The 11361-nt window shown below is 65.9% G+C and carries 13 protein-coding genes; 4 read left to right on the forward strand and 9 right to left on the reverse strand.

What is annotated here, in order from left to right; translation table 11 throughout:
• Window positions 1-70: 70 nt before the first annotated feature.
• The 4 genes from HZZ13_RS33875 to fliI form a co-directional block, all read right to left on the reverse strand.
• Window positions 71-1135, reverse strand: coding sequence for an anti-sigma factor (locus HZZ13_RS33875; RefSeq protein ID WP_197963788.1), 1065 nt, complete (start codon window positions 1133-1135; stop codon window positions 71-73).
• Window positions 1136-1368: 233 nt separating this feature from the next.
• Window positions 1369-1914, reverse strand: coding sequence for a sigma-70 family RNA polymerase sigma factor (locus HZZ13_RS33880; protein WP_197963789.1), 546 nt, complete (start codon window positions 1912-1914; stop codon window positions 1369-1371).
• A gap of 314 nt (window positions 1915-2228) precedes the next feature.
• The gene (gene fliJ / locus HZZ13_RS33885; RefSeq protein ID WP_197963790.1) at window positions 2229-2648 is read right to left on the reverse strand and encodes a flagellar export protein FliJ; all 420 of its coding nucleotides are present in this window, start codon (window positions 2646-2648) and stop codon (window positions 2229-2231) included.
• A gap of 121 nt (window positions 2649-2769) precedes the next feature.
• Window positions 2770-4095, reverse strand: coding sequence for a flagellar protein export ATPase FliI (fliI, locus tag HZZ13_RS33890; protein ID WP_197963791.1), 1326 nt, complete (start codon window positions 4093-4095; stop codon window positions 2770-2772).
• Window positions 4096-4528: 433 nt separating this feature from the next.
• On the opposite strand from fliI, the gene ctrA reads away from it, so the two are divergent.
• The 4 genes from ctrA (at window position 4529) to HZZ13_RS33910 (ending at window position 7359) form a co-directional block, all read left to right on the forward strand.
• The gene (gene ctrA / locus HZZ13_RS33895; RefSeq protein ID WP_016848562.1) at window positions 4529-5230 is read left to right on the forward strand and encodes a response regulator transcription factor CtrA; all 702 of its coding nucleotides are present in this window, start codon (window positions 4529-4531) and stop codon (window positions 5228-5230) included.
• A gap of 163 nt (window positions 5231-5393) precedes the next feature.
• A complete protein-coding gene (locus tag HZZ13_RS33900; RefSeq protein ID WP_197963792.1) occupies window positions 5394-5798 on the forward strand; it encodes a DUF350 domain-containing protein in 405 nt (134 codons plus the stop codon).
• Window position 5799: 1 nt separating this feature from the next.
• Window positions 5800-6195 (forward strand): hypothetical protein, encoded by a 396-nt coding sequence (locus tag HZZ13_RS33905; protein ID WP_197963793.1) that lies wholly within the window; start codon window positions 5800-5802, stop codon window positions 6193-6195.
• Window positions 6196-6198: 3 nt separating this feature from the next.
• Window positions 6199-7359, forward strand: coding sequence for a glutathionylspermidine synthase family protein (locus tag HZZ13_RS33910; RefSeq protein WP_197963794.1), 1161 nt, complete (start codon window positions 6199-6201; stop codon window positions 7357-7359).
• Window positions 7360-7541: 182 nt separating this feature from the next.
• On the opposite strand, the gene HZZ13_RS33915 is transcribed toward HZZ13_RS33910, so the two are convergent.
• The 5 genes from HZZ13_RS33915 to HZZ13_RS33935 form a co-directional block, all read right to left on the reverse strand.
• Window positions 7542-8414: a CheR family methyltransferase gene (locus HZZ13_RS33915; protein ID WP_197963795.1), complete on the reverse strand. Its 873-nt coding sequence runs from the start codon at window positions 8412-8414 to the stop codon at window positions 7542-7544.
• A complete protein-coding gene (locus tag HZZ13_RS33920; protein ID WP_197963796.1) occupies window positions 8411-9607 on the reverse strand; it encodes a protein-glutamate methylesterase/protein-glutamine glutaminase in 1197 nt (398 codons plus the stop codon). The genes HZZ13_RS33915 and HZZ13_RS33920 overlap by 4 nt, the downstream gene beginning before the upstream one ends.
• A gap of 75 nt (window positions 9608-9682) precedes the next feature.
• On the reverse strand, window positions 9683-10048 hold the full coding sequence (locus tag HZZ13_RS33925; protein WP_007600538.1) for a response regulator: 366 nt from the start codon (window positions 10046-10048) through the stop codon (window positions 9683-9685).
• A 64-nt stretch (window positions 10049-10112) separates the two neighbouring features.
• Window positions 10113-10580, reverse strand: coding sequence for a chemotaxis protein CheW (locus tag HZZ13_RS33930; protein ID WP_197963797.1), 468 nt, complete (start codon window positions 10578-10580; stop codon window positions 10113-10115).
• Window positions 10581-10614: 34 nt separating this feature from the next.
• Window positions 10615-11361, reverse strand: a 747-nt coding sequence (locus tag HZZ13_RS33935; protein WP_197963798.1) for a response regulator, incomplete at its 5' end; no start/stop codon positions are given.

An 11361-nucleotide genomic window follows, 5' to 3' on the forward strand; every position in this document is an offset into this window, starting at 1 on the left:
GGGGGCAGATTCGGGGGCACTTGTCGGGATGCGACGGCGGGATGGACCGCGGCGACAATGGCCCTGGCAGCTATTTTTGCGCTGGCGCCTGCGGCTGGGCCGGCGGCACGGTCTCGATCAGCTTGCCGGAAAACACCGGGGCGGAGGTCGGCTGGCCGTTCGGTGAGCCGCCGGCCTGCTCCACCGTGACCGCGTAGGTCGCGCCATTGACGACCTCGGCATCGTAGGAGGCGAGCAGCGGACGCGCGGTGAAATCGCTGGCGCCGATCACGCCGAGCGAGCGCGGGCGCGGCAGCTTGTCCGAGATCAGCCAGAGCTCGAAGCTCTTGCCGGGCTCCGGTGTGGCGCCAACCTTTCGCACCGTGAAATTCCGCGTCGCGCCGTCGATGGTCATGATAAAGGCGGGACCGCCGCCCTGGCCCTGCAGCAGCGCGACATATTGCGCGGAGGCGGCGAGCGGCGCCGCCGGCGTCTTCACCTCGACCGTCTGGATGCGCGGCGCGGGACGCAAGGCGCCCGGCAGCGCCTCGGGCAGGAAAATCTGCAGCGACAGCGTCACCAGCAGCGCGGCGGCAAGCGCGCCGACAGCGGACGCGACGTTGCGCCAGCGCTTCACCCGGCCCTCGAGACGAATCACATTGCTGTCGTCGGCGACCGGCGCCTGCGGCGCACGGACGACATTGGTATCCGGCGCATGGACCTGCGGAATGAATTGCGGCGCGATGTCCGGAAGCGCATCAGGCTCGGGACGCGGCGCCTCAGGCGGCCCGGCTTCGGGATGCAGCATCTGCGGCGGCGGCGAGCTCTCGGGGGGAGCCTCCGCAGGTCCGAGCGAGAATGAGTCGGGCACAGGCGGCGGTGGCGGCGGCGAAGCCTCGGCGCGCGCGGGCTGCTGCTCCTGCGCGGCGGCCGTGCGCGTGATCTCCGCCCTGATGTTCTCCCACACGATCGGACGCGGCTCGACCGAGCCGACCATCTGGTTGAGCACGCCGAGCCGATAGGACCACGCCTGCACGATTTCGGCGAACGCCGGGTCCACCGCCATCATGGTCTCGACCTGCGCGCGCTCGTCGGCGCCGAGCGTCCCGAGCGCGTATTCCGCGGCGAGCGCGATATGGTCCTCCGTGTAGGCCATCAATGTCCTTCACCTCTCCCGAAGTGAGAGGCATAGGCCGCCTTTGGCGGCCGTTCTAAAGAACGCCGAAGCAGAGCTTCGGCTATGTCGCATCGCAAGATGCGGTCCGGGTGAGGGGTTACGGTCTCTCGGGAGATCTGCGGCCCCTCACCCGGCGCGATGCGCCGACCTCTCCCCAACGGGGAGAGGTGGACTGCCGTTGCCGCGCTGGTTCGTGCCACTCTCATCATCCTCTAAAGTCCGAGGCACTCCCGGATATCCAGCATGCTGCGCCGCAGCCACGTCTTCACCGTGTTGACGGGCGCGGCGAATTTCTCCGCCAATTGCTCGCGGCTCCAGCCGTTGTAATAGGCGAGCAGCACGAGCCTCTGACGGTCCGGCTCGAGCCGGCCGATGCATTCCAGGAGCCGCTTCAGCTCCTCGGTCATCTCGCGGCGCGCCAGCGGATCGGGACTTTCGGCCGCCACCTCCATCGCCTGAGGCTCTTCCTCGATGGAGGTCTCCGATTTTTTCCGCACGATGTCGATGGCGCGGTTGCGCGCGATCGAGGCCATCCACGTGATCGGCGACGACAGGGCCGGGTTGAACTGACCGGCGCTGTTCCAGATCTTGACGTAAGTCTCCTGAATGACCTCCTCCGCGAGATCCTGCCTGCGCAAGATACGGAGCACGACGCCATAGAGTTTCGCGCGCGTGGCCGCGTAGAGGCGCTCGAACGCGGTCTGATCGCCCTTCGCCACCGCCTCAATCAACCCGACCAGCTCCGGTGGCGTCAGCATTCAGCCCCCCGACACGCGGCCCGCCGCTTGCCTTCACCTCTCCCCGACGGGGAGAGGTCGATTTGCGCAGCAAACCGGGTGAGGGGGCGCGGGGCTAACGGCGGACCGTCACCCCTCACCCGGCGCTCCGCGCCGACCTCTCCCAATGGAGAGGTGGCACCGCCGTCGCTGGCGCAGCATTCATCTCCACCACCATAGCGCGCAGCCAAGGCAACCACCAAGGGGCGCGGCGCCACACTGTGGACAGCACATGCGAAAACCCGGACCTTGCGGGTCCGGGTTTTGGCAATGTCCTGGAGGGACGGGCTAGCGGTTCAGGCGACGGCGCCGATGCGGGCACGCATCAGGCCGATGCTGTCGAGGTCGGCCTGCTCGCGGGCGCTCTCCTCGGCGCGCTCGCGCGCCTGGTCGCGCTCGTCGAGCAGCTCGACCTTCTTCAGCTCCTCGAAGGCCTCGGCCAGCGCGGCCTTGGCTTCCTCGAGCTGGCCCTTGAGCTCGTCGGCCGAACGGGTCAGGTTCTCGCGGCGCTGGATGGCGGCTTTGGCGTAGGTCGGGTAGGCAAAGTGCGAAGGATCGTTGATCCCGGCGCGCTCCTGCTCGGTCTGGATCTCGCGTTCGAGATCGACCGACATGCGCTGGAAGTCGGCGATCATGGTCTCGATCTGGGTGACCCGGCGGCGCTTCTCGTCGACCTGAAACTTCTTCAGGCGGATGAGGGTATCTCGTGACTTCATCGACTCGTACTCCCCAGAAGTCCCCCCGCTGCACGTGGGACGATACCGGTCACCCCACGGGCCCGATGGGGGCCCAGACCGGCTCTGCTACTCTGTGGGATCGGATGATGACCGGACAAAGTTAGCGTTCCGTTTCCAAATTGCCGAGGATCTGCGCCAATTGGCGATAGCCCTCCGCGAGTGATGCCTTTTCGTCCTTGCGCTGGCGCAGGAAAGCTTCCAGCGGCTCATGCAGGCGGATCGCCTCGTCGACCTCGGGACTGGAGCCGGCGCGGTAGGCGCCGAGACGGATCAACTCCTCCATGTCGGCATAGGTCGCCATCACCGCCCGCGCCCGCTGGATGACCGGCCAGAACTGCGGATCGGCCGATTTCGGCATCGTTCGCGAGACGGATTTGAGGATGTTGATCGCAGGGTAGCGGCCGCGCTCGGCGATCGAGCGCTGCATCACGATGTGGCCGTCGAGGATGCCGCGCACGGCATCCGCGATCGGCTCGTTATGGTCGTCGCCATCGACCAGCACGGTGAAGATCGCGGTGATGGCGCCCTCGCCCAATCCCGGCCCGGCCCGCTCCAAGAGCTTCGGCAACTCGGTGAAGACGGTCGGCGTGTAGCCCTTGGCCGTGGGCGGCTCGCCGGCGGACAGTCCGATCTCGCGCTGGGCCATGGCAAAGCGCGTCACCGAGTCCATCAGGCAGAGCACGTCCTTGTCCTCGTCGCGAAAATATTCGGCGACCGCGAGCGTCAGATACGCCGCCTGGCGGCGCATCAGTGCCGGCTCGTCGGAGGTCGCAACCACCACGACCGAGCGCGCCAGGCCCTCCTCGCCGAGATCGTCCTGCAGGAATTCCTGCACCTCGCGGCCGCGTTCGCCGATCAGCCCGATGACGCTGACATCGGCATCGACGTTGCGCGCCAGCATCGACAGCAGCACCGACTTGCCGACGCCGGAGCCTGCGAAGATGCCCATGCGCTGACCGCGGCAGCAGGTGAGAAAGGTGTTCATGGCGCGCACGCCGAGATCGAGCGGGCTGCCGACACGCTTGCGCGAATGTGCGGGCGGCGGCGTATTGCGGAACGGCATCGGCGAAGAGCCCTGCGGCAGCGGCCCCTTGCCGTCGATCGGCTCGCCCAGCGCGTTGACGACGCGGCCGAGCCATGCTGCGGACGGCCGCACTTGATTGGCGGCATTGGCGATGACCGCCTTGCAGCCGCGGCGGACGCCCTCGAGCCCGGCGAACGGCATCACCACGGCATTGTTGCCGGAGAAGCCGATCACCTCGCACGGAATGGTGCGGTTGGCGCCGGTCTCGATCACCAGCCGTGCGCCGACCGACATCGCGTGAATCGGACCGGCCACCTCGACCATCAGGCCGCGAACGCCGACGACGCGGCCATAGATGTTGATGCCGTCGATGTCGCCGATCTGTTCGGCAAGCGCTTTCATCGGCAGCGCGCCTTCATATGAGGGTCCTCATGAGATGGTCGCCATCGGTAATCCCGGGACATCACGGTGAAAACCTTAAGTTTCGCCATATTTCTGAACGGCGCTTAACTTCGTGTTTACCCGCATCATTAATCATTGCGTCACTGTCTTTGAGACTGAGCGTGACTCCCCTTCAGAAGAAGGCTGAGTCGCGGGAGTCGGTTAGGCCCGTCTCTTAAAGTGGAGCTTGAACGGAATCGGGTAACGAAAGCTGCTTCGCGCGCAAGACCTTAGGGCGATTCGACAAAAATTGCACCGGGGGACTTGCGTTCCAGAATCAGACTTTGTTAACCATCTGTTGTCAGGATCCGAATCAGTTGTTCAAAGGCGTTTTGTTGAGTGCCGCGAATGCGGCCGACCTGACGCCCAGGAGCGGCGACTATGGGGAACTGGCATGCGCGTTTTGCTGATTGAAGATGACAGCGCCGTCGCGCAGTCGATCGAGCTGATGCTGAAGTCGGAGAGCTTCAACGTCTACACGACCGATTTGGGGGAAGAAGGCGTCGATCTCGGTAAACTATACGATTACGACATTATTCTCCTCGACCTCAACCTGCCCGACATGTCCGGCTACGACGTGCTCAAGCAGCTCCGGGTCTCCAAGATCAAGACACCGATTCTGATCCTCTCCGGCCTCGCCGGCATCGAGGACAAGGTCAAGGGTCTCGGCGTCGGCGCCGACGACTACATGACCAAGCCCTTCCACAAGGACGAGCTGGTGGCCCGCATCCACGCCATCGTGCGCCGCTCCAAAGGCCATGCCCAGTCGGTCATCCAGACCGGCGACCTCGTCGTCAACCTCGACACCAAGACGGTGGAAGTCGGCGGCCAGCGCGTGCATCTGACCGGCAAGGAATATCAGATGCTGGAGCTGCTCAGCTTGCGCAAGGGCACGACGCTCACCAAGGAAATGTTCCTCAACCATCTCTATGGCGGCATGGACGAGCCCGAGCTGAAGATCATCGACGTCTTCATCTGCAAGCTCCGCAAGAAGCTCGCCAACGCCTCCGAAGGCCGCAATTTCATCGAGACCGTGTGGGGCCGCGGCTACGTGCTGCGCGAGCCGCACGAGGCCGACGAGCGCATCCCCGCCTGATCTTAAAGGTTACGTCGCGAGCCCAGTCAGGCTCGCTCCTCCCTGCCTGGACCCCGCCGCAAATGGCGGGGTTTTCGTTTTGGGGGACGCTTCATCGGAAGCTTAACGTTTGAACCGCTAGCCTCCTCCTGCCGACGAATGGTCGCTGACCGATGGGGGAACGATGATCCTGCAATCACTGGCCGGCCTGCCCGCCTTCCTGGTCTATTTCTGCACCGGGTTGATCGCGGTCGTGGCCTATCTGTTCGTCTATACCCGCATCACCGCGCATAACGAGTTCCAGCTGATCCGCGACAACGAGCCGGCTGCGGCGATCGCGCTCGGGCTCAGCCTGCTCGGCTTCGTGGCGCCGCTGGTCAGCGCCATCGCGCATTCGGCCAACGTGCTGGACTGCCTGATCTGGGCGACGATCGCGCTGGTCGTGCAGGTCATCGTGTTCTTCCTCGTCAAGGTCCCGGTGCCGAACCTCTCGGAGCGGATCTCCGCCGGCGAGCTTGCCCCGGCGATCTGGCTCGGCCTGTCCTCGCTCGCCGCGGGGCTGCTCAACGCCGCCAGCATGATCTACTGACATGGCCGACAAACCCGCCAAGAAGGAGTTCGGCAAGCGCCGGCCGGTGGCCGAGCCGCCGCCGCGGCCGCCGGTGAAGCGCTCCGGCCACGTCGCGCTGCTGGTGATGGGCACGATCGCGGTCGGCACCACCGCCTACACGCTGATGCCGCGGCAGACCTGCGAGCCCTCTCCTCCCGGCGCGGATCCAACTGTGCAGACGAGCACCGCATGTAGCAGCAGCAGAATCAGCTCCTCGGGCGGCAGCGGCGGCTCGGGCTCATCGTCGCGATCGAGCTTCTACAGCAGTGATTCCTCCAGCCATTCCTCATCGAGCACGTCATCGGATTCCGGCCACAGCAGCGTGAGCCGTGGCGGCTTCGGCTCGTTCGGCCATGGCTTTTCCGGCGGCGGCTGACCAATGCAGCGCATCACCTGTCTGGAGCGCGACGACTGGCGGGAGACCGCGGCGCGATGCGGCTTCGTCTTCCACACCATGGACGGCGAGCGCTATTGGGACGAGCGGGCCTATTACGGCTTCACGCTGGACGAGATCGAGCGCGGCATCGAGGCGCCGACCGGCGAGATCGACGCGATGTGCCTGGAGCTTGCCGGCCGTGTCATCGGCGACGAGCGCTCCTTGCGGCGCTTGAAGATTCCGGAAGCGTTCTGGGGCCTGATCGCCGAGAGCTGGAAGCGCCGCGACCGCAGCCTCTATGGCCGGCTCGATCTGAGGTTCGACGGCAAGTCGCCGGCAAAGCTGCTCGAGTACAATGCGGATACGCCGACCTCGATCTTCGAGGCCGCGGTGTTCCAATGGACCTGGCTCGAACAGGCGATCGAACGCCGCGTCATCCCGGCGCGTGCCGACCAGTTCAACTCCATCCATGAGCGGCTGATCGCAGCATGGAAGGAGATCGCCGGCGGTCGCCACGTCCATCTCACCGGGATCACCGGCAACGAAGAGGACGCCGGCACGCTCGCTTATCTCGAAGACACCGCGCGCCAGGCCGGACTTACGACGACGCTGCTCAACATCGAGCAGGTCGGCTGGCGCGACGAGGCCGGCGGCTTCGTCGATCTCGACGAGAACGACATCGCGCTCGCCTTCAAGCTCTATCCCTGGGAATGGATGTTCCAGGACGCCTTCGGCGCCAAGCTGAAGGATGCGCCGACGCGCTGGATCGAGCCGCCATGGAAGGCGGTGCTGTCCAACAAGGGCATCTTGCCGCTGCTCTGGGAGATGTTTCCGAACCATCCCAATCTGCTGCCGGCCTTCTTCGAGGACGACCCGCGCGCCGCCGAGCTCGGCACGTCCTATGTGCGCAAGCCGCTGCTGTCGCGCGAAGGCGCCAATGTCACGCTGGTTTCCGGCGGCATGCCGCTCGACGAGCAGACGGGGCCGTACGGCGCCGAAGGCTTCGTGCGCCAGGCCTTGTCACCGCTGCCGAATTTTTCTGGCTTCTATCCCGTGATCGGAAGCTGGCTGGTGAACCACGAGCCCTGCGGGCTGTCGATCCGCGAGGACGAGAGCCCGATCACGGGCAACCGCTCGCGATTTCTCCCGCACGCGATTTTGTGACGGCCCGTCATTCCGGGGCGCGACGCAGTCGCGAACTATGATGCGCAGTTGCGCATCAGAGAATCCATAGCCACAGGCAGACCGAAGGGCCCCACGTCTGACCGCCTGCCCATTTCGGAGCCCTGTGGTTATGGATTCCGGGCTCCGCGCTTACGCGCGGCCCCGGAATGACGAGAAGCAGATCACCTCGCCGCAGCGACCTTCAGCGGCTGCGGCATCAATCCGCCCATGGGGCGGCCAGAGCGCGCGGGGTTGAGCTCATAGAGACCGCGGCGATCGGCGATTGGGCGGAACGCGTCCGTGAGGCCGACGACGGATTCGGCGGCGCCAAGCAGCAACGTGCCGTCGGCCTCCATCGCCTTCGCCATGCGCTCGAAAATCACCGCCTTGGTGTCCTGGTCGAAATAGATCAGCACGTTGCGGCAGAAGATCACGTCGAACGTGCCGAGGTGGGAGAAGTCCTGCAGCAGATTGAGCTGGCGGAACTGCACCATGGCGCGAATGTCGGCGTTGAGCTGCCAGAGCTCGCCGGTTTGCGCGAAGTATTTCACCAGATGCTGGATCGGCAGGCCGCGCTGCACCTCGAACTGGCTGTAGACGCCGGCCTTGGATTTCTCCAGCACCTCCTGCGACAGGTCGGTGGCGACGATCTCGATGCGCCAGCCGGCGAGAGCTGAGCCCATCTCCTTCACGCACATCGCGATCGAATAGGGCTCCTGCCCGGTCGAGGAGGCCGCCGACCAGATTCGAAGCGACCTGCGCGCCGCACGCGCCTGGATCAGCTCCGGCAGGATGGTGTCGCGCAGGTGATCGAACGGAATCTTGTCGCGATAGAAGAACGTCTCGTTGGTGGTCATCGCTTCGACCACGTCGGTCGCAAGCCGGCCGTCGCCGTTCCTGATCTTCAGAACGAGATCGGGAATGCCGGGAAGGCTTGCCTTGCGCGCGAGCGGCAGCAGCCGGCTCTCGACCAGATATTGCTTGTCGGCGGAGAGATCGAGACCGGAGCGCTCTTTCAGGAACTTGCGCAGATAATCGTAATCTGCGGGTGTCACGAGCGATCTCCCGCGAACAGGCGGTTGACCTTGGGGCCGATCTGGTTGAGCGGCAGGATCGCCGCGCAGATGCCGGCATTGGCCGCCGCGCCCGGCATGCCCCAGACCACGCTGGAGGCTTCGTCCTGCGCGATCACGCTGCCGCCGGCCGCAACGATCTCCTTGCCGCCGCGCATTCCGTCCGAGCCCATGCCGGTCAGGATCAACGAGAGGATGTTGCCGTGCCAGACCTCGATGGCGGAGGTGAAGAGCGGATCGACCGCAGGTTTGCAGAAATTGACGGCGGGGCCGTCGTCGAGCGCGATCACAGGATCAGCGCCGCTGCGCGCGACGCGCATGTGCTTGCCGCCCGGTGCGAGGTAAATCCGTCCCGGCTTCACCGGCTCCCCGTCGACCGCCTCGCTCGCCGGCCGGCGGCTCGAGCGCGCCAGATGCTCGGCCAGGATGGTGGTGAAGGTCGGCGGCATGTGCTGGGTGATCAGCACCGGGAAGCGATCGATCACGGGGCCGAGCTCGGTGACGAGCGCCATCAGCGCCTGAGGGCCGCCGGTCGAGGAGCCGATCAGCAGCACCTTGGGTGCCTGGGTCGAGAACGGACGTGTCGCGAGCGATCCTGACGACGCGGCCGGCACCGCCGGAGCGGGCGCAGGCGCCGCAGGCCGCGCGACAGGGCCGCGCGCGACGGGAGCCGGGCTCGCCGGCGCCAGCGGCGGGCTCGCAACCGCAGACTTGCGACGCAGACGCGCGCCCAGATGACGGATCTTCTGGATCAGGTCGTGATGGAAAATGTCCGCGGCCGACGCCTCACGCGTCGATTCCGGCTTGGGAATGTAATCGGCCGCGCCGAGCGACAACGCCTTGAAGCTGATCTCCGCGTTGCGGCGGGTCAGGGTCGAAGCCATGATGATGACGAGATCGCGCTTCTTCGCGAGCAGTTGCGGCAGCGCGGAGAGACCATCGAGCTGGGGCATTTCGATGTCGAGCACGGCAACATCGGGATTGATGCGATCGAGCTGGTTGACCGCCTCGAGCCCGGTGCGCAGCGACGCCGCGACCTCCATGTCGTGCTCGGCACCGATCCAGCGCGAGATCAGACCGCGGATGACGACGGAGTCATCGACGATCATCACCCGCAGCGGCCCGGCATCGCGCGACGTGCCCGTGGTCGAACTACCTGCGAACGCAACACTCATTACCCACCAACTCAGACTGAAACGGTTCAGTTGAAAACAAACGCCGAAGGATCCGTTCAGCCTCCGGGCGCTCGCTCAGATCAGGCCGACTTCCTGAAATTTCGCCGTCACGATGTCCTTGTCGAACGGCTTCATGATGTACTCGTTGGCGCCGGCGTGCAGCGCGCGCGCGATATGCGCGACGTCGTTCTCGGTGGTGCAGAACACCACCTTGGGCTGGTCGCCGCCGGGCATGCGCCTGAGATGGCCGAGGAACTCGTAGCCGTCCATGACCGGCATGTTCCAGTCGAGCAGTACTGCGTCGGGCAGGCCGCGCTTGCAGGCCTCCAGCGCCTTCTCACCGTCCTCGGCTTCGAGGATCTGGAAGTCGAGCCCCTCCAGGATCCGGCGCGCAACCTTTCGGATGACGCTGGAATCATCAACGACGAGACAAGTTCGCATGTGAACCTCTGCTTCCTTCCCCCTTTGCGGGGGCACTTAAGTCCTCGGCGGCAATGCCGCCGTATCAGGCCGCCATCATCTCGGGCGCGAGCTCGAGCACGCGGTCGACGTCGAGGACGACCATGAGCTGGCCGTCGAGGCGGTGGACGCCGCCGGCGAGCTTGGCCATGCGGGGGTCGAGGTTGACGGGGTTGTCCTCCTTGCCGTCCTCGGGCAGGCGCAGCACCTCGCCGATCTGGTCGATCAGGAGGCCATAGGATTCGCCGCGCAAATCGACGCCGACCGCCATCGCGGTCTTGCCGTCCGCGTCCTTGGGCAGGCCGAGGCGCGAGCGCATGTCGACCACGGTGACGATGCGGCCGCGCAGGTTCAGCACGCCGGCGATCTCGCGCGAGGCCAAGGGCACGCGGGTGACGCGCTCGGGCATGAACACGTCCTGGACGCGCGAGATCGGCAGGCCGAACAGCTGGCCGCCGATCATCGCGGTGACGTACTCGACCATGGCGCCTTCGCTGGACTGGGTCTTGCTCATCTTACCTCTCTCCTGATCGATCCCGCTTTGGGGCCTAAGCCGCGGCCGCCCGGCTCAGCTCGGAGGCGCCGGCGGCGCCCGCGGTCTGCTCCTTCAGCGCCGCGATCAGGCCGGGACGGTCGAACTTGGCGACGTAATCGTGGAAGCCGGCCTGACGGCCGCGCTCGATCGCCGCCGGCGACACCAGCGCGGAGAGGCCGATGATCGGCGTCGCAGCGAGGTTGTTGTCGGCGCGGACGACTTCGGCGAACTCGAACCCGTTCATGTCCGGCATCTCGATGTCGGTCAGGATCACGTCGAAGTTCTGGGCGCGCAATGCGGCGAGGCCCTCCTGCGCGGTCGGCGCGGTGCGGACGCGGTAGCCGGCGGCCTTCAGCACCGGCGCCAGCATGTTGCGGAAGAACGCGCTGTCGTCGACCAGCAGCACCGACTGCGAGTGCAGCGACGGCTTCATCTCCTTGCGGGTGAACCAGTCCGCGAACGCCATCGGCAGGAAGTGGCCGACGTCGATCACCTCGGTGGCCTGGCCCTTGATCACGGCCGAGCCGAGAATGCCGGAGGAGGAGCCGCCGACCTCGATGTTGAGCCGTTCCTCGACGATGTCGATGATCTCGTCGACGACGAGGCCCATGGAGCGGCCGTCGTCGGCGAACACCAGGATCGGCTGGGCGCCCTGGCTGGCGATGGTGACGCCGTCCATGGCGACCAGCGGCATCAGCTGCTCGCGGTACTGCACCATGTAGCGGCCGTTCGAGAACTCGATCTTGTCGGCCGGCAGCTC

Origin of the sequence: Bradyrhizobium agreste, from assembly GCF_016031625.1 — a bacterium.
In the GTDB taxonomy this organism is placed as follows: Bacteria; Pseudomonadota; Alphaproteobacteria; order Rhizobiales; family Xanthobacteraceae; genus Bradyrhizobium; species Bradyrhizobium agreste.

Bases quoted from the DNA above. Each gene is read 5' to 3' on its own strand.
- HZZ13_RS33875 (WP_197963788.1), bottom strand. From the start codon at position 1,135: ATGGCCTACACGGAGGACCATATCGCGCTCGCCGCGGAATACGCGCTC.
- HZZ13_RS33880 (WP_197963789.1), bottom strand. From the start codon at position 1,914: ATGCTGACGCCACCGGAGCTGGTCGGGTTGATTGAGGCGGTGGCGAAG.
- fliJ (WP_197963790.1), bottom strand. From the start codon at position 2,648: ATGAAGTCACGAGATACCCTCATCCGCCTGAAGAAGTTTCAGGTCGAC.
- fliI (WP_197963791.1), bottom strand. From the start codon at position 4,095: ATGAAAGCGCTTGCCGAACAGATCGGCGACATCGACGGCATCAACATC.
- ctrA (WP_016848562.1), top strand. From the start codon at position 4,529: ATGCGCGTTTTGCTGATTGAAGATGACAGCGCCGTCGCGCAGTCGATC.
- HZZ13_RS33900 (WP_197963792.1), top strand. From the start codon at position 5,394: ATGATCCTGCAATCACTGGCCGGCCTGCCCGCCTTCCTGGTCTATTTC.
- HZZ13_RS33905 (WP_197963793.1), top strand. From the start codon at position 5,800: ATGGCCGACAAACCCGCCAAGAAGGAGTTCGGCAAGCGCCGGCCGGTG.
- HZZ13_RS33910 (WP_197963794.1), top strand. From the start codon at position 6,199: ATGCAGCGCATCACCTGTCTGGAGCGCGACGACTGGCGGGAGACCGCG.
- HZZ13_RS33920 (WP_197963796.1), bottom strand. From the start codon at position 9,607: ATGAGTGTTGCGTTCGCAGGTAGTTCGACCACGGGCACGTCGCGCGAT.
- HZZ13_RS33925 (WP_007600538.1), bottom strand. From the start codon at position 10,048: ATGCGAACTTGTCTCGTCGTTGATGATTCCAGCGTCATCCGAAAGGTT.
- HZZ13_RS33930 (WP_197963797.1), bottom strand. From the start codon at position 10,580: ATGAGCAAGACCCAGTCCAGCGAAGGCGCCATGGTCGAGTACGTCACC.